Source organism: Clostridium sp. AUH-JLR23 (assembly GCF_964238065.1).
Classification (GTDB): Bacteria; Bacillota_I; Bacilli_A; order Erysipelotrichales; family Coprobacillaceae; genus Allocoprobacillus; species Allocoprobacillus merdigallinarum.
In genome coordinates this window covers 48,053-64,463 of sequence record NZ_CAXSKY010000012.1, presented here as the reverse complement: position 1 = coordinate 64,463, position 16,411 = coordinate 48,053, and the positions used below count along the sequence as shown (strand labels likewise).

Here is a 16,411-nt window from a genome sequence, read left to right as displayed (position 1 = left end):
TCAGTAGCAAAGCATGTACGGTCTTATGATCGGAATTAACGCCTGTGGACTAGAAATGAGGATGAAGCAGGAAAATTTTGTTATATGTAGCATGATGTTATGGAACAAATTATTATTGCAATCATTATTATTGCACTCGGTTTTTATGTATTTAAGTTTTATCCTTTTGAAAAAGGAAATGTCATGAAATTAGTGATAGCAGCTATTTTTATTATCTTAACAGCAATCTGTAAAAGATTGGCTATTATGATCCCGTTGTTTGGAGCTGAAAGTCTTAAAATTGGATTTGAATATATTCCCTTGATGTTAGCGGGATATTTCTTATCACCAAGTTATGCCTTTATTGTTGGTTTGTGTAGCGATGTGATTGGTTTGATTTTAGTACCTACAGGATTTCCATTCTTTGGATTTACCTTAGGAACAATTCTTGTCAGTGTCATTCCGTCATTGATTCATGAACATTCAAAAAATATCAGCCCACAAAATGTTTTACGCATTGTAATTGGACTGATTTTGGTTTTAGGTATTGGGGCTTCCATTTATATTGGACAGCTTGATTCAGTGAATATTTCTGAAACAGTGTATCATCTTCAATCACAAGATAAAATCACACTGATAAGTATTTGTCTGTTGTTATCATTGATATTTATGATAGTGATTGCATTTTTAAAACGTAAAATTAATGCACAGGAAGCCAAAACCTTTTCAACATGGGTTTTATGTGTTGTCCTTACGGAATTGGTTGTCACTTTATGTTTAACACCATTATGGTTAGATATGATGTATCAGATTCCTTGGACAATCTCACTATGTATAAGAGTTGTTAAGGAATGTGCAGTTTTACCAATTGAAATTTTTATCGGTTATATTCTGATTCCTATTTTAAATAGAATATGGGTACGTTTAGAAAAATGACAACAAGAATTAAGATTCTTGTTGTTTTTTGATTTCATGCCCATCTTCATCAACTTCAATCACTTCAAAAAAGTATTCAAAGATACGCGTTAAAAGTTTTTTCATGATTCATCATTTCCTTTCAAGAAGAGTATATGTATAACAAAAAAAATCATGTTTGAAAAGTCAAAAAATGTAAACACTATGTAAGAGGTGATGAAAAATGGATCGTAAAGAATATGATCAGTTGGCTGAATCTTTGAAACCAACTGGACATAAGATGAAAAATGCGTTTTATGCATTTTTGTATGGAGGTGTCATTGGTGCTATTGCACAAGGTGTTTTAGAATTTTTCATGAATGTTTATCATGTTAAACAAGAAGATGCAACACCTATGATGATTATTACATTAGTTTTTATAAGCTGTTTGTTAACGGGATTAGGTATTTATGATAAATTGGCTCAAAAGGCAGGAGCAGGGACATTTATTCCCATTACTGGTTTTGCTAATAGTATGACATCATGTGCTTTAGATAGTCAAAGTGAAGGATTGATTATGGGGATTGGCAGCAATATGTTTAAGCTAGGAGGAACTGTCATTACATATGGCATTGTCAGTTCAGCACTGCTGGGAGTGATTCGATATGTCATTACACTTTTTGGGTAATTCGGTGACTTTAGAAAATGTTTATATTGCTTCTTCAGGGACAGTCTGTGGACCATTGGAATATTTAGGACCATTAGGAAGCTGTTTTGATAAAAGTTTGCAGGATTATCATTATGGTGAAAAATCATTTGAAAAAGCTGAACGTAAAATGTTGAGGGATGCCTTGGATATTTGTTTGAAAAGAGAAAAACTAAAATATAAAGATATTGATTTATATTTAGGAAGTGATTTGTTAAATCAGATTACATCTGTCAACTATCTGGCAAGAGAACTGCCTCAACCCTTTGTTGGATTATATGGCGCATGTTCGGGTTTTGCTCTGTCCATGGCGATGGCTGGCTTGTTGATAGATGCTGGCTATGTAGACAAAATTGTGACAATGGTATCAAGTCATAATGCAACCGCTGAAAGACAATACCGTTATCCTGTTGAATATGGTGTCCAAAAAAAAGACACAACAACCTTTACAGCGACCGGAGCTGTGTCCACTTTATTAACCAAACAGCCACAGTCTGTAAGAGTTGAAGCTATCACATTAGGACGTGTCATAGATTACTCACAGAATGATGCTAATGATATGGGACGTGCCATGGCACCAGCGGCTTTTGATACTCTCATGAATCATTTTCAGGATTTAAAACGCACTTTTCATGATTATGATTTGGTTGTGACAGGGGATTTATCTATGTATGGTCATCAGATTTTAAAAGAAATGCTGCAACGTCATAAAATGGATGTTGTGCGATATAACGATTGTGGATGCATGTTATATGATTTATCTTCACAGCCTGTTTTTCAAGGTGGCAGTGGCTGTGCCTGTAGTGCTTTGGTGACAATGGGTTCATTATACCCACAACTTAAAGACAAAAAATTAAAACGTGTGCTAGTTGTTTCAACAGGAGCCTTATTATCACCAATGATGAGTGCGCAAAAAGAAAGTATTCCATGCATTGCTCATGCCATCAGTCTGGAGGCGATAGAATGAATTATATCATGGCTTTTTTGTTTAGTGGTTTTGTTTGTCTAATAGCACAGCTTATTTATGATCATAGTCGTTTGACACCGGGTCATATTACCAGTTTATTTGTTGTTTTAGGTTCGTTTTTAGATCTTTTCCATATTTATGATCGTCTGGTTGATATTTTTCATGCAGGAGCATTAATACCTATTACCAGTTTTGGACATTCTTTAATGCATGGAGCCATGGCAGCTACCAAAGAGTATGGTGTTTTTGGTATTGCAATGGGAATGTTTGATTTAACAGCTGCTGGAATTAGTGCAGCCATTCTCTTTGGATTCCTTGTGGCTATTCTTTTTAAACCGAAATCATGAATAATTCTTATGATTTGAAACATCGTATTTTAAATTTTAAAGGAAGACTGGTTCATCTTTATTTTTTAGCCAGTTTATCTAACGATGTTTTGATTTCACGACTGGTAGAAGGTATTGAAAATAGAGAAGGAAAAGATTTAGAAAACTGTATCAACATGGGAGATGTTGAAATCGTTTCTACAAATCAGATTCAAAAAATTCAAAGAGCTGTTCTTGGTGGTAATAGTGCTTTATTTGATGGTGAAATCACCTATTTAATGGATACTAAAAATTTTCCAAATCGTGCTATTCAAGAACCAGAAACAGAAAAAAGTGTCCGTGGAGCTAAGGATGGCTTTAATGAGTCTATCTTAAATAATACAGGGTTGATTCGTCGTCGTATTCGTTCACCTGAATTATGTTTTCATTTAACAACAATGGGAACACAAAACCCCATTGATATTGCCGTGGCTTATCTGGAAGATAAAGTTGATCGACAAGTCTTACAACAACTTTTAACTCGTATTTCTCAAGTTCAAACTCAAGAATTTATCATGACTGATCGTGCTATTGAAGAAGTTTTATTGAATCAAGGATATAACCCTTTTCCTTTAGTGAGATATAGTGAAAGACCTGATATTGTCGCAACACATATTCAACATGGTTATATTGCGATTATATGTGATACATCTTCTTCTATAGTGATGTTGCCAACAACTCTTTTTGAAATCTTAGAACATGTTGAAGAACATCGTCAGACACCATTGATTGGGACATTTATACGATTCATACGTATGACTGCAGTTTTTTTATCTATATATCTTGTTCCTATTTTTGCTTTAAGTTCATCCTTTTTACAATGGGATTATTCCTTTTTTATACAGATTCTCATTATGGAATTATCTATTGAACTCTTACGTATTGCGACTGTTCATACGCCCCAATCATTGTCTAATGCGATGGGATTGATTGCAGCTATCTTACTTGGAGAATTTGCTATTCAGCTTGGCTTTTTTTCAGAAGATATTTTGATGTTTTGTGCGATTGGAACTGTGGGTGGTTTTGCAACCCCTAATTATGAATTATCACTGACCAATAAATATATCAAAATCATGATGATTATCTCCGTTATGTTATTGAATATATATGGATTTATTCTATTTAATCTGATTTTTTGGATCAGTTTAGCACGTATCAAAACCTTTGGCGTTTCTTATTTATATCCCTTGTATCCTTTCCATGGTAAAGAATTATTACGCTTTTTTATTAGACAACCTAAAAAAGATTAATATCTTCTTAATCATTTCTTAAAGAAGATATTTTTTTATTTTGATAAACTCTTACAGGGTGATCAAGATGACACATAGATTAATGAACGCTTTTGTGATCAGTATGTTGCCATTGTTTTTTATACAATATAATCCATTATATAAAATGGTTGTGATAGATTGGTTAAATCTTTTAGCGTGTATAGGTATTCTCTTTTATTTGATAGGTGTATGGTCTTATCTTTATCAAAGAAGACATGGCTGGTTTTATACATTTTTAGGTTCTTTTGTACTTGTTGTCGCAAAGATGGGCTTATTGATTGTTTTTTCACAGGAAAAATATTTGATGAATGCTATGCTTTTTTATAATGTTTATGTTATATTTTCAATAGGATTGATGTTTTATGTCATTTGGTGCTATGTCGATGAGTCACAATGTTGAGATTTGTCAGATAATGGTATTTCATATCTTCTAAAATAATGTTAGAATAAGAAAGTAACGGGGAGAAGAGAATATGGAAGAAAAAAATTATCGTCATTATATACAGATTTTAAAAGAAGAACTGGTTCCTGCTATGGGATGTACAGAACCTATTGCTTTGGCTTATTGTGCAAGTAAATGTCGTGATGTTTTAGATGATGACATTGTAAAAGCTAAAGTCAAAGTTAGTGGGAATATTATTAAAAATGTTAAAAGTGTTGTTGTTCCTAATACTGGAGGTTTAAAAGGAATTCCTTCAAGTATTGGAGCTGGTGTAGTGGCAGGAATTACAGAAAATGTATTAGAAGTCATTGCGCATGTGACTGATCAGCAAAAAAAGGAAATGCAACAATGGTTGAATCGAACACCTATTGAAATTATACCTATAGAAAGTGAATATGCATTAGACATCTGTGTTGAATTAATTGGTCAAAATCATCGTGCAAAAGTACGTATTGCTGGTTTTCATACCAATATTGTGTATATTGAAAAAGATCAGGAAGTCCTTTTCCAGATGGGAGTCGTTGCTTCTACGGATCAGACTTTAACAGATCGTAGTTTATTGAATATTCGTGATATTTATGAGTTTGCCAAAAATGTAAAGATTGAAGAAGTGCAAGATATTTTACAGCGACAAATTGATTATAATTATGCTATTGCATGTGAAGGATTAAAAAATGACTGGGGTGCACATATTGGCCAGATTTTATTAAAGACATATGGTGATGATGTCAAAGTCAAAGCCAAGGCCTATGCAGCAGCTGGAAGTGATGCCAGAATGAGTGGCTGTGAAATGCCAGTCATTATTAATTCGGGAAGTGGTAATCAGGGAATGACAGCATCTTTACCAGTCATTGTATATGCCAAAGAATATCATAAAAGCCAAGAAGAACTTTATCGTGCATTGATTGTATCTAATTTATGTACAATTCATCAAAAAACAGGGATTGGAAGACTATCTGCCTATTGTGGGGCTGTCAGCGCTGGAATTGGAGCAGGATGTGGAATTGCCTATTTGCTTGGTGGTGACTATGAAGCTCTTTGTCATACAATGGTTAATGGATTGGCTATTGTATCTGGTATTATCTGTGATGGGGCGAAACCATCATGTGCTGGAAAGATTGCTGCCAGTGTGGATGCAGGAATATTAGGATACTATATGTATAAAAACGGCTGTGAATTTAAAGACGGTGAAGGTCTTGTTTTAAAAGGTGTAGAAAATACGATTCGTAATATTGGTCAACTATCAAGAGAAGGTATGAAAGAAACAGACAAAGAAATTATTAAATTGATGTGTCGATAAGAAGAAAATCCTTTGTAAAAAGGATTTTTACTTTATCAAAAAGTATGCTATAAGCAAATATTATGTTATAATCTTTATAAAGATAAAAAAGTGTGTCATAAAAAAATGCGTATATAAATAATAGGAGGAGCTATTATTATGATGAATTTTAGAAATTGATTTGATACGCATATTAAGAATTATTTTTGTCATTCTGACTGTTTTGCTGATCTTTTAAATGGTCTTATGTTTCAAGGAAAGTGTGTCATTGATGATAGTCATGTGTAGATTGTATATATACAACATTCCTTCGTCAGCATGAAGTCATGTCTATAATGAAAGAATATTTGATGTTTATTGGTCTTGATGAAAAGTAGTTTTAAAACAAGAATAAAAGAGATTTGATCTATGGATTAAAGATATTCAATAGAAGAATACCGATAGAAAAGGAATTGACTGTTAGTCATGAAGTTAAGAAAATTATGTAAAAGATGTTTTCTTTAAAAAACAACAATCTCATAGAAAAATATTTAGGTATTCTATATAGTCATGGCATTGGACTTTATGTTATAATACATAAGTTAGTGGAGGTGGAAGCATGGCATATGAAGTTGTTCTTGAAGATTTTCAGGGTCCATTAGATTTATTGTTGCATTTAATTAAAGAAAAGGAAATGGATTTGGAAACTTTGGAAGTCTCAGTTATTACTGATCAATATCTTGCTTATATTGATCAAATGGATGCTCAGCAATTAGAAACAATGTCAGAATATTTAGTCATGGCAGCACAGTTGATTGAGATGAAAAGTAAAATGCTTTTACCAGCCCAAAAGGTTGAATTGGAAGATGATTATCAGGAAGATCCAAGAGAACAGTTAATCAAACGATTAATTGAATATAAAAAATATAAAGATGTCTTAGATGAATTTAAAGAAAAATATGAACAAAGACAATATATTCATACAAAAGCTCCTGCTTTTATGGATGAATATGTTATTGATACAACAGAAATGATTCCAGATAATTTGGAAGTCTATGATTTAATTAGAGCTATGCAAAAGATGTTTCAAAGAAAAGCATTATTGGCACCATTAGAATCTAAAATAGCACGTGTTGAGATTTCTATTGATGAACGTAGTGATCAGATTAGACAGTATTTTCGTATACATAAAAATCAAAGGGTTAAGTTAGAAGATTTGTTTGAGGAACCAACAAAAATCTTCTTTGTGATTACTTTTTTATCTGTTCTTGTTTTAGTCAATAAAAATGAACTGGTTATTGAACAGGATGGAAACTTTGAAGATATCTATTTAAAGGAGAGAGTTTGATGGACAAAAATGAAATATTAAGTGTGATAGAAGGTATGTTGTTTTTATCAGGAGATGAAGGTTTAACAATCAAACAAATCTCTTCTGTTTTAAAATTAAGTAAAAAAGAAGCGACACAATATGTTGATGAACTGATTCAAATTGAAAATGATAAGAGAATCAAAGGGTTTGAACTGGTTAATTTTGGTGGTGTCTATAAATTTGCCACACTTGCCAAACATCATGAATATTATCAAAGAATGATTGAACAAAGTGAAAATACATTGTCTAATGCAGCATTAGAAACTTTAGCAATCATTGCTTATAATCAACCTGTTACACGTGTACGTATTGAAGAAATACGTGGTGTTGGATGTGACGCGATGATTAGAAAACTAGCTGCGAAAGCTTTAATTAAAGAAGTTGGACGAGAAGATACACCGGGTAAACCCATCTTATATGGAGTGACAGATGAATTTATGGATGCATTTTCATTGACTTCCTTAGATGAATTGCCTGAATTAAAAGAAATGAAGGAAGATTTTGATCAGGAAGATATTTTTAATACGAAATATACAGAAGAATAATATTGTAGGGTAGGAAGATATCATGGCATATATTTATGCAATTTCAGATATTCATGGAAGATATGATTTATTAAAGAATGTTGTTGATGAATGGGTCCGTTTTGAAAATGGTGATCAATTGATTTTAGTTGGTGATTATATTGATGGTGATTGTCATGGAAATTCATGTTTGACACTGCAATATATTTATCAGCTTCAACTTGCATATCCTCAACAGGTGATTGTTTTACAAGGAAACCATGAAGAATGGTTATTATCTTTTTTAGAAGATCGTGAAACTTATCTGGATACGCAAATAGATATGTCTTTTTCAACGTTAGAAAGTTTTACAGGTGAAGATGAAATGACATCCATCTATCAACGAGCATCTGCTTATCATCAAGATCGTTTCTCTATAATAGAAGATATGTATCATCAATGCCGTGAACTGATATGTCAAAAACATGCTTCTGTTATGAACTGGTTAAAACATTTACCTTATTATTATGAAAATGATCATCAGATCTTTGTGCATGCTGGTATTGAAGTCATTGATTATCAACCAGAACTATGGAAACAGGTATCAACAGTCAATACCTATTTGATGAAATATCCTGCCTCGCAAGGACAGTTTTATAAAAAAGTCATTGCTGGACATATTGGTACACATCAAGTAACTCATCAATCTGATTTTCATCAGATCTGTTGTTTAGGTGATTTTATATATTTAGATTCTTCTGTGATCACAACACAATTTTTAAATGTTTTACAATATGATTGTCAAACATGTCGTTATCAGGGATTGATCAAAAAAAATCAACAATGGCAAACATATGATATAGCTCATTTTAACAAGTGATAGGATATTCTATCACTTTTTATTGACTTGAAAGTTACTCTATGCTAACATTTGGATACTTCGGTTAGATAAGACTAACAAAAAAGGAGAGTATTCATGTTTGACAAGAGATTATTAAAAGAAATGCCAAATGCAAAATCATATATATGGAAACAGGTATTTTGTCAATGGATAGCTTTATTGATGAATATTGTGTTGACGTTATTGATATGTGTTTTGTTTATACAGTTGTTTGATCAACAACTTTCCATAGAAAAAGTTGTTTTGATTTTACTTGTTATGATTGTATCTTTGATGATACGAGCTTATGTTTTAAAAAAGGCAACTTATTATTCTTTTAAAGGAGCAAGTCTTGTGAAAAAGACTTTAAGACAGCGTCTTTTTGAAAAAGTTTTAAGTTTAGGAAGTCATTATCAAGATCATGTCAGAACAAGTGAATTGGTTCAATTATCAGTGGAAGGTATTAATCAGTTAGAAACTTATTTTTCATTATATTTACCACAATTATTTTATAGTGTTTTAGCACCAGTCACATTATTTGTTTTGACAGCTTTCTTAGACTGGAAAAGTGCTTTGGTTTTATTTGTCTGTGTTCCATTGATTCCTGTTTCGATTATTTTCGTACAGAAGTTTGCCAAAAAACTGCTTTCTAAATATTGGAACAGCTATACAACACTAGGAGATAGTTTTTTAGAAAATCTTCAAGCACTCACAACATTAAAAATTTATCAAAGTGATGCTTATAAACAACAACAGATGAATCAGGAAGCAGAGAATTTTAGACGTATTACAATGCGTGTCTTGATTATGCAATTAAATAGTATCAGTATTATGGATATTGTTGCCTATGGTGGGGCAGGATTGGGATGCTTTTTTGCGATTACACATTTTCAAAATCAGACTTTATCATTGTTTGGCGCATTGTTTATTGTTTTGATGTCTTTTGAGTTCTTTATTCCATTAAGACAGTTAGGCTCTTTCTTCCATATTGCGATGAATGGTATTGCTGCGAGTGATAAAATTTTTAAAATCTTAGATTTGCCTGTATCATCAGATGGTCAATATGATTTAGATGCTTCCTTTGATATCAGACTTGAACATGTTTCTTTTCAATATGATGACAAAAGACCTATTTTAAAGGATGTATCTTTACATATTCAGCCACATCAATTTATTGGTATTGTTGGAGAAAGTGGTTCAGGAAAAAGTACAATAGCCAAGTTAATGATGGGCTATCACCGTTGTTTAGAAGGACATCTTTATATGGGTGAGCATCAACGTAGTGATATTCGTGATAAGAGTTTTATGGAACATGTGATGTATGTGACACATGATCCTATGATATTGAAAGGAACGGTTAGAGAAAATCTAAATATGTTTTCACAATATCGTGATGAACAGTTATGGGATGTATTAAAGCAAGTGCGTTTAGATGGCTTTTTCCATGAACAAATGGGATTGGATACGCCATTATTAGAAAATGGAAGTAATTTATCTGGCGGACAAAAACAACGATTGAATCTTGCCAGAGCATTACTTAAAGACGTAGATGTTTATATTTTTGATGAAGCCACAAGTAATATTGATGTAGAGAGTGAAAACCATATTTTAAATGTCATTGAGACCTTAACACAAACAAAAACGGTTATTTTCATTACCCATCGTTTACAAAGTGTGATTCATTGTGATGAGATTTATGTGATGCAACAAGGGACTTTGGTAGAACAGGGAACACATCAAAAACTTATGCATCAAGAAGGCATTTATCATCATATGTATCAAAGTCAACAGGAATTGGAGGTGTATAGCCATGAATAATGTACAATTGATATGGAAAATGTTAAAACTTGTCAAACCATTAACACTTCCAATGTTAGGAGCTGTTTTGTTAGGTGTTTTAGGTTTTCTTTGTGCGATTGGCATTCCCGTTATAGCGGTGATGGCTATTTTACAGACAACAGGGATGTATGCACACTTTCCTCTTTCATGGGTTTTAGGTATTTTGCTATGTTTGGCAATACTAAGAGGTGTCCTTCATTATGGTGAACAGGCATTAAATCACTATATTGCGTTTAAACTTCTAGCGATTATACGTGATCATGTATACACGGCATTAAGACGTCTGGCACCAGCCAAATTGGATGGTAAAGACAAAGGCAACTTAATTTCTATTATTACCAATGATATTGAGTTACTTGAAGTTTTCTATGCTCATACGATTTCACCAGTTTTGATTGCTTTTTTCACATCCTTGATTTTATTGAAATTTTTTGCTCATATACATATATTCGCTATGATAATTGCTTTGATTGCTTATTTGATGATGGCTATTGTGATTCCCTTTTATGTCAATCACAAAGGGCAGGAGATAGGGCAAAAGAATCGTGATGAAATTGGCAATATGAGCAGTTTCCTATTAGAAAGCTATCGTGGTTTATCAACACTTTTACAATATCATGCTGGTAACAAACGTCTTGAACAGATGAATGAGCGTAGTGATTGTATTGAGGATATGCAAGGACAGATGAAAAATATTGAGGCTACGCAAATTGTATGTTCACAATTGCTGATATCTATCTCATCTTTCGTTATGTTTATCGTGATGTATATTTTCTATTTACAAAATCAAGTCAATGTTTATCATGTCATAACGGCAGTAGTACTGATGCTTTCAAGTTTTGGACCAGTGATGGCCTTGTCTAATCTGGCAAATAATTTACTTTCTACATTAAGCAGTGGTCGTCGTGTCATGGCCATTTTAGAAGAAAAGGAAGCTATCTGTGAAGTGACGGGACAGCCTCATATATCATTTGATGATATCCACGTTGATGATGTGACGTTTGCTTATCAACAAGATGATCCTATTTTACAGAATCTTCATCTTCATTTTGATAAAGGAAAAGTGACAGGTATTATTGGAAAGAGTGGTAGTGGAAAATCGACTTTATTAAAGTTGCTTATGCGTTTCTATGATCCTCTTCGTGGTGTGATCCAAATAGGTCAAACACCTTTAACAGACATCAATACATCCAATATGCGTCATATGTTTGCTTATGTCACACAGGAAACTGTGTTATTCCATGATTCGATTGAAAATAATATTAAAATCACAAAATTGGATGCTACAAGTGATGAGATTCAAGCCGCCTGTCAAAAAGCCAGTCTGCATGATTGGATTATGTCTTTACCTGAGGGTTATCAGACACCTGTTAGTGAACTGGGGTCATCATTATCAGGAGGAGAAAGACAAAGAATTTCACTAGCAAGAGCATTTCTGAGCCAGGCAGAATGTATTTTATTAGATGAACCAACAAGTAATTTAGATGTTTTAAATGAAGGGATTATTTTAAAAGCATTACAAAATGAAAAAGAGAGAACCATTATTCTTGTTTCTCATCGTGAATCGACAATGAAGATTGTCAATCAAACAATCAAAATGGATCAAGGTAGGGTCAGCTAATGAATATTGAAAAGAAACGACAAAGAGAAATGAAAGTTGTGGCTTTGATGATTCATTTATATTGTTTGCATCATGATGATATAGATGAAAAGACTTTAGTCAATTATGCTTTGAAGCGTATTGAAAAATGTCCCATGATGAAAGATAAAACATTTTGTAGTCAATGTCATATTCATTGTTATGAAAAGAATATGCAAAAGCAAATCAAAAAAGTCATGCGTTATAGTGGACCGAGAATGATTTTTTATCATCCTCTACTGGCTTTACGTCATGCTTTAAAAATTTAGGAGGAAACGTATGCGTTATATTTATTTAATGATAGGAATGATTAGCTTTGGTCTAGGATTTATTGGGATTGTATTGCCTATATTACCAACAACACCCTTTCTTTTACTGGCTGGCTTTTGTTTTGCAAGGAGCTCTAAGCGTGTGCATAACTGGTTTGTATCTACAAAGGCTTATCAAAGACATTTAGAACCATTTGTTCAAAAAAGAGCAATGACTTTAAAAACAAAAATCTGTATTTTAAGTCTTGCCAGTTTCATGCTTGCTTTTCCATTGTTTTTGACAGACTTATGGTGGTTAAGAGTCTTTATTATTGGATTATATATTTTTAAATATTATTATTTCCTTTTTAAAATCAAAACAATCAAGTTAGAACACATATAAAAAACACATCCGAAGATGTGTTTTTTATATGGTTTAATCATCAATAACTGTTACGTTAGTAGCTTGAGGTCCTCTATCTCCTTCAACGATATCAAATTCAACAGTTTGACCTTCCTGTAAAGTTTTAAATCCTTCAGCGTTAATAGAAGAGAAATGAACAAAGATATCTTTGTCTTGACCTTCCATTGTAATAAAACCATAACCCTTATCAGATTTAAACCATTTCACTTTACCTGTACTCATTATGAAGTACCTCCTTAAAAGATTTCGCAAAAAACCAGTACTTCATTTTTAAACGACTAATAAATCTTTGCTTTGAAGAATAACTAATACTTTTAAAAATACGTGCTATGTTCCTTTGCTTTTTCATTATAACATAGAGTCGTTTATGGCACAAGTTCTTGTTGACAATAGAACAAAATAGGGTATCATTTGATTAGATAGAAAGGTGGATAATCATGTTAGAAAAATATGCTGAACTTATTATTAAACAAGGTGTGAATTTACAAAAAGGACAGGACTTATTCATTGAAGCGTCTATTGACAGTTATCAGCTTGTCCATTTATTAACCAAAAAAGCTTATGAAGTGGGTGCAAAGGATGTGATTGTCAATTATCGTGATGAAGAAGTAACACGTTTAAGATATGAACATTGTGATCAAAAACATTTTGAAACAGTTCCACTTTATATTCAGGAAATGAGAAACCAATATGCGCTTCAACATGCAGCTTTGATTTCTATTGAATCATCTGATCCTGAATCATTGAAAGATATCGATCCATTAAAAATTCAAACTTGGAGTAAAGCGGTGCGTCAGGCTTGTCAGCCATTTTATGATGCATTAGATTTAGGGATTAATCGCTGGTGTATTGTGGGCGCTCCAAGTATTGGATGGGCAAATAAAGTCTTTCCAGAAATGAGTGACGTAGAAGCGGTTGATGCTTTATGGAAAGCTATTTTCAAGGTGACACGCTGTGATCGAGAAGATCCTATTGAAGCGTGGAATGAACATCGTCGTTCATTTGAAAGACGTGTTCGTATTTTAAATGAGAAGAAAATCAAATCCTTACATTATTCTAATAGTCTTGGAACAGATTTAACTATAGGTATGAATCCTCAATATTTATTTGCTGGAGGAGGAAGTTATACAACTGATGGGATTTATTCTTTCCCTAATATACCAACTGAAGAAATCTTTACTTCACCTAATTTCCATCAAGTCAATGGCGTTGTTTATAGCTCTATGCCTTTACATTATCAGGGACATATTGTTGATGAATTTAATATCACTTTTGAAAATGGACGTATTGTGGATTATCATGCTAAAGTGGGGCAGGATGTCTTAAAAAGCATTATTGAAACGGATGAAGGCAGTCATTATTTAGGTGAAGTGGCTTTCGTGCCTTATGATTCACCTATTCGTCAGTTAAATCTGATTTTCTATAATACATTATTTGATGAAAATGCATCTTGTCATTTGGCTATTGGTAAAGGTTTTGGTGAATGTATCAAAGATGGTCTTCAAATGAGTAAAGAGGAACTTTATCAACAGGGTATTAATGATTCTTTGACACATGTTGATTTTATGATTGGGACAAAAGATTTGTCTATTGAAGCCACTTTAGAAGATGGATCAACATTTATGATTTTTAAAGATGGAAACTTTGCATTTTAAAATTGACAAACGATAAGATTTTCATTAATATGATTTCTTAGAGACGTTAAGGAGGAAAATCATGTCAGAATTCAAAGAAGAAGTGCAAAAACGCAGAACTTTTGCGATCATTTCGCATCCAGATGCTGGAAAGACAACATTAACTGAAAAGTTTCTTCTTTATGGAGGAGCTATTCAGGAAGCTGGTATGGTCAAAGGAAAAAAGCAATCTAAACATGCTGTCAGTGACTGGATGGAAATTGAAAAACAAAGAGGAATTTCAGTCACATCATCTGTATTACAATTTAATTATGATGGTTTTTGTATTAATATTTTGGATACACCAGGGCATCAGGACTTCTCAGAAGATACGTATCGTACATTAATGGCAGCAGATAGTGCTGTCATGGTTATTGATGGTTCAAAAGGGGTCGAAGATCAGACACGTAAGCTATTTAAAGTTTGTGCTATGCGTCATATTCCTATTTTTACTTTTATTAATAAAATGGATAGGGAAGCTAAAGATCCTTATGAATTAATGGAAGAAATTGAACGTGAATTGGGAGTCGAAACATGTGCTGTTAACTGGCCAATTGGTTGTGGTAAAGAATTTAAGGGCGTTTATGAACGTCAAAAAGAAGAAGTTATTCGCTTTATTCCAGTTCAGGGTGGTAAAAAAGAAGTAGATGTTGAAGTTTGTGATGCGCATGATGAACAGTTAAAACAACATCTTGGGGAAACTTTGTATCAACAATTACAAGATGATATTGAATTATTAGATGGGGCAGGGGCACAGTTTGATATTGAACGTGTCCACAAAGGTGAACTATCACCTGTCTGCTTTGGCTCAGCACTTACAAATTTTGGTGTTGAACCATTCTTGAAACATTTCTTGTCAATGTCAACATCACCATTGCCTCGTCAAAGCAATATAGGTGAAATAGATCCATTTTCTGAAGATTTTAGTGCTTTTGTCTTTAAGATTCAGGCCAATATGAATAAAGCACATCGTGACCGTATGGCCTTTATGCGTGTTTGTTCAGGAAAGTTTACAAAAGGTATGGAAGTCTTCCACTATCAGGGTAATAAAAAGATTAAGTTAAATCAGTCTAAACAACTGATGGCTGAAAATCGTGAAGAAATCGAAGAAGCTTATTCAGGAGATATTATTGGTGTTTTTGATCCAGGTATTTTTTCGATTGGTGATACATTATGCACGGCTAAAAATAAATTTGCCTATGAAGGTATTCCGACTTTTGCGCCAGAACATTTTTCAACAATCAGAAATAAAGATACAATGAAACGTAAACAGTTTGTTAAGGGTGTAGAACAGATTGCTCAAGAGGGAGCTATTCAGATTTTTACTGAGCTTGGTGGCGGTATGGAAGAAATTATCGTTGGAGTTGTTGGAGTCTTACAGTTTGAGGTTTTAACATATCGTTTAAAAAATGAATACAATGTTGACATTGTCAGTACCCCTCTTCCATATCAATATATTCGTTGGATTAAAAATGATCAGGTTGATTTTAAGAAATTGAATCTTTCATCAGATACAAAGAAAGTTCAAGATTTAAAAGGACAATATTTATTACTGTTCTCTAATGAATGGGGTGTTCGTTGGGCAACAGATAAAAATCCTGATCTTGTTTTAGCAGAATTTTCACAAAACTAAATGATACTCACATGGGTATCATTTTTCTTTTTTAGCCATATGAAAAGTGATAGAATATCTTTAAGGAGGTGTCACCTGTGGCTAATGAAGGAAAACGCTGTTATTGTCGCTGTGTTCAGGACATGCGTATGCAAATTGGTAAAGAAGAACTGATTATTTTTAAAAAAGGTCAAGTTTATTTATGTATGATTCGTACAGGTGACATGGAAGTTTCTTTTTATAAAATTTATGGAGAAGAGTTTTCTTTAAGTTGCAGTGAAGCTGAATTTAAAGAGTATTTTCAATTAGTAAAACATGCTCAATCTTATGAGAAATCATGAT

At 33.0% G+C, this 16,411-nt stretch carries 18 protein-coding genes; 17 read left to right on the top strand and 1 reads right to left on the bottom strand.

Annotated elements, in window-relative coordinates; translation table 11 throughout:
• Positions 1 to 99: 99 nt before the first annotated feature.
• The 14 genes from ACESR5_RS07495 (at position 100) to ACESR5_RS07430 (ending at position 12,763) form a co-directional block, all read left to right on the top strand.
• Positions 100 to 915 (top strand): folate family ECF transporter S component, encoded by an 816-nt coding sequence (locus tag ACESR5_RS07495; RefSeq protein WP_087243179.1) that lies wholly within the window; start codon positions 100 to 102, stop codon positions 913 to 915.
• 202 nt (positions 916 to 1,117) lie between these two features.
• The gene (gene spoVAC, locus ACESR5_RS07490; RefSeq protein WP_087243180.1) at positions 1,118 to 1,561 is read left to right on the top strand and encodes a stage V sporulation protein AC; all 444 of its coding nucleotides are present in this window, start codon (positions 1,118 to 1,120) and stop codon (positions 1,559 to 1,561) included.
• Positions 1,539 to 2,546 carry a stage V sporulation protein AD gene (gene spoVAD / locus ACESR5_RS07485; RefSeq protein WP_373154906.1) on the top strand — a complete coding sequence of 336 codons (1,008 nt, stop codon included), beginning with the start codon at positions 1,539 to 1,541 and terminating at the stop codon, positions 2,544 to 2,546. Before spoVAC ends, spoVAD begins: the two co-directional genes overlap by 23 nt.
• Complete coding sequence (gene spoVAE, locus ACESR5_RS07480; RefSeq protein ID WP_087297148.1) at positions 2,543 to 2,893, top strand: stage V sporulation protein AE; 351 nt, start codon at positions 2,543 to 2,545, stop codon at positions 2,891 to 2,893. Before spoVAD ends, spoVAE begins: the two co-directional genes overlap by 4 nt.
• Positions 2,890 to 4,161, top strand: coding sequence for a spore germination protein (locus ACESR5_RS07475; protein ID WP_129737082.1), 1,272 nt, complete (start codon positions 2,890 to 2,892; stop codon positions 4,159 to 4,161). Before spoVAE ends, ACESR5_RS07475 begins: the two co-directional genes overlap by 4 nt.
• A gap of 67 nt (positions 4,162 to 4,228) precedes the next feature.
• On the top strand, positions 4,229 to 4,582 hold the full coding sequence (locus tag ACESR5_RS07470) for a hypothetical protein (RefSeq protein ID WP_373154904.1): 354 nt from the start codon (positions 4,229 to 4,231) through the stop codon (positions 4,580 to 4,582).
• A gap of 73 nt (positions 4,583 to 4,655) precedes the next feature.
• Positions 4,656 to 5,924, top strand: coding sequence for a serine dehydratase subunit alpha family protein (locus tag ACESR5_RS07465; protein ID WP_087935845.1), 1,269 nt, complete (start codon positions 4,656 to 4,658; stop codon positions 5,922 to 5,924).
• Positions 5,925 to 6,501: 577 nt separating this feature from the next.
• Positions 6,502 to 7,230: a segregation/condensation protein A gene (locus tag ACESR5_RS07460; protein WP_087297145.1), complete on the top strand. Its 729-nt coding sequence runs from the start codon at positions 6,502 to 6,504 to the stop codon at positions 7,228 to 7,230.
• The gene (gene scpB / locus ACESR5_RS07455) at positions 7,230 to 7,796 is read left to right on the top strand and encodes an SMC-Scp complex subunit ScpB (protein WP_373154903.1); all 567 of its coding nucleotides are present in this window, start codon (positions 7,230 to 7,232) and stop codon (positions 7,794 to 7,796) included. The genes ACESR5_RS07460 and scpB overlap by 1 nt, the downstream gene beginning before the upstream one ends.
• Before the next feature lie 22 nt (positions 7,797 to 7,818).
• On the top strand, positions 7,819 to 8,634 hold the full coding sequence (locus ACESR5_RS07450; protein WP_373154901.1) for a metallophosphoesterase: 816 nt from the start codon (positions 7,819 to 7,821) through the stop codon (positions 8,632 to 8,634).
• Between the two features lie 96 nt (positions 8,635 to 8,730).
• Positions 8,731 to 10,452, top strand: a complete 1,722-nt coding sequence (locus tag ACESR5_RS07445; protein WP_373154899.1) for an ABC transporter ATP-binding protein/permease — start codon at positions 8,731 to 8,733, stop codon at positions 10,450 to 10,452.
• A complete protein-coding gene (locus ACESR5_RS07440; RefSeq protein ID WP_373154897.1) occupies positions 10,445 to 12,094 on the top strand; it encodes an amino acid ABC transporter ATP-binding/permease protein in 1,650 nt (549 codons plus the stop codon). The genes ACESR5_RS07445 and ACESR5_RS07440 overlap by 8 nt, the downstream gene beginning before the upstream one ends.
• Positions 12,094 to 12,381, top strand: coding sequence for a nitrous oxide-stimulated promoter family protein (locus ACESR5_RS07435; protein ID WP_087243191.1), 288 nt, complete (start codon positions 12,094 to 12,096; stop codon positions 12,379 to 12,381). The genes ACESR5_RS07440 and ACESR5_RS07435 overlap by 1 nt, the downstream gene beginning before the upstream one ends.
• Positions 12,382 to 12,391: 10 nt before the next feature.
• Complete coding sequence (locus ACESR5_RS07430; RefSeq protein WP_087243192.1) at positions 12,392 to 12,763, top strand: YbaN family protein; 372 nt, start codon at positions 12,392 to 12,394, stop codon at positions 12,761 to 12,763.
• Positions 12,764 to 12,796: 33 nt separating this feature from the next.
• Here the strand turns inward: ACESR5_RS07430 and ACESR5_RS07425 are convergent, their stop codons facing one another.
• Entirely contained in the window at positions 12,797 to 13,006 is a 210-nt protein-coding gene (locus ACESR5_RS07425) for a cold-shock protein (protein ID WP_087304846.1), read from the bottom strand.
• 215 nt (positions 13,007 to 13,221) lie between these two features.
• Here ACESR5_RS07425 and ACESR5_RS07420 point away from each other — a divergent pair, with 215 nt between their 5' ends.
• From ACESR5_RS07420 to ACESR5_RS07410, 3 genes are all read left to right on the top strand, one after another.
• On the top strand, positions 13,222 to 14,439 hold the full coding sequence (locus tag ACESR5_RS07420; protein ID WP_373154895.1) for an aminopeptidase: 1,218 nt from the start codon (positions 13,222 to 13,224) through the stop codon (positions 14,437 to 14,439).
• Positions 14,440 to 14,500: 61 nt separating this feature from the next.
• The gene (locus tag ACESR5_RS07415) at positions 14,501 to 16,090 is read left to right on the top strand and encodes a peptide chain release factor 3 (protein WP_087243195.1); all 1,590 of its coding nucleotides are present in this window, start codon (positions 14,501 to 14,503) and stop codon (positions 16,088 to 16,090) included.
• Positions 16,091 to 16,167: 77 nt separating this feature from the next.
• On the top strand, positions 16,168 to 16,410 hold the full coding sequence (locus tag ACESR5_RS07410; RefSeq protein ID WP_087297141.1) for a hypothetical protein: 243 nt from the start codon (positions 16,168 to 16,170) through the stop codon (positions 16,408 to 16,410).
• Position 16,411: the final 1 nt, after the last annotated feature.

Coding starts and splice junctions, on each gene's coding strand:
- ACESR5_RS07495 (WP_087243179.1), top strand. CDS start 100: ATGGAACAAATTATTATTGCAATCATTATTATTGCACTCGGTTTTTAT.
- spoVAC (WP_087243180.1), top strand. CDS start 1,118: ATGGATCGTAAAGAATATGATCAGTTGGCTGAATCTTTGAAACCAACT.
- spoVAD (WP_373154906.1), top strand. CDS start 1,539: ATGTCATTACACTTTTTGGGTAATTCGGTGACTTTAGAAAATGTTTAT.
- spoVAE (WP_087297148.1), top strand. CDS start 2,543: ATGAATTATATCATGGCTTTTTTGTTTAGTGGTTTTGTTTGTCTAATA.
- ACESR5_RS07475 (WP_129737082.1), top strand. CDS start 2,890: ATGAATAATTCTTATGATTTGAAACATCGTATTTTAAATTTTAAAGGA.
- ACESR5_RS07470 (WP_373154904.1), top strand. CDS start 4,229: ATGACACATAGATTAATGAACGCTTTTGTGATCAGTATGTTGCCATTG.
- ACESR5_RS07465 (WP_087935845.1), top strand. CDS start 4,656: ATGGAAGAAAAAAATTATCGTCATTATATACAGATTTTAAAAGAAGAA.
- ACESR5_RS07460 (WP_087297145.1), top strand. CDS start 6,502: ATGGCATATGAAGTTGTTCTTGAAGATTTTCAGGGTCCATTAGATTTA.
- scpB (WP_373154903.1), top strand. CDS start 7,230: ATGGACAAAAATGAAATATTAAGTGTGATAGAAGGTATGTTGTTTTTA.
- ACESR5_RS07450 (WP_373154901.1), top strand. CDS start 7,819: ATGGCATATATTTATGCAATTTCAGATATTCATGGAAGATATGATTTA.
- ACESR5_RS07445 (WP_373154899.1), top strand. CDS start 8,731: ATGTTTGACAAGAGATTATTAAAAGAAATGCCAAATGCAAAATCATAT.
- ACESR5_RS07440 (WP_373154897.1), top strand. CDS start 10,445: ATGAATAATGTACAATTGATATGGAAAATGTTAAAACTTGTCAAACCA.
- ACESR5_RS07435 (WP_087243191.1), top strand. CDS start 12,094: ATGAATATTGAAAAGAAACGACAAAGAGAAATGAAAGTTGTGGCTTTG.
- ACESR5_RS07430 (WP_087243192.1), top strand. CDS start 12,392: ATGCGTTATATTTATTTAATGATAGGAATGATTAGCTTTGGTCTAGGA.
- ACESR5_RS07425 (WP_087304846.1), bottom strand. CDS start 13,006: ATGAGTACAGGTAAAGTGAAATGGTTTAAATCTGATAAGGGTTATGGT.
- ACESR5_RS07420 (WP_373154895.1), top strand. CDS start 13,222: ATGTTAGAAAAATATGCTGAACTTATTATTAAACAAGGTGTGAATTTA.
- ACESR5_RS07415 (WP_087243195.1), top strand. CDS start 14,501: ATGTCAGAATTCAAAGAAGAAGTGCAAAAACGCAGAACTTTTGCGATC.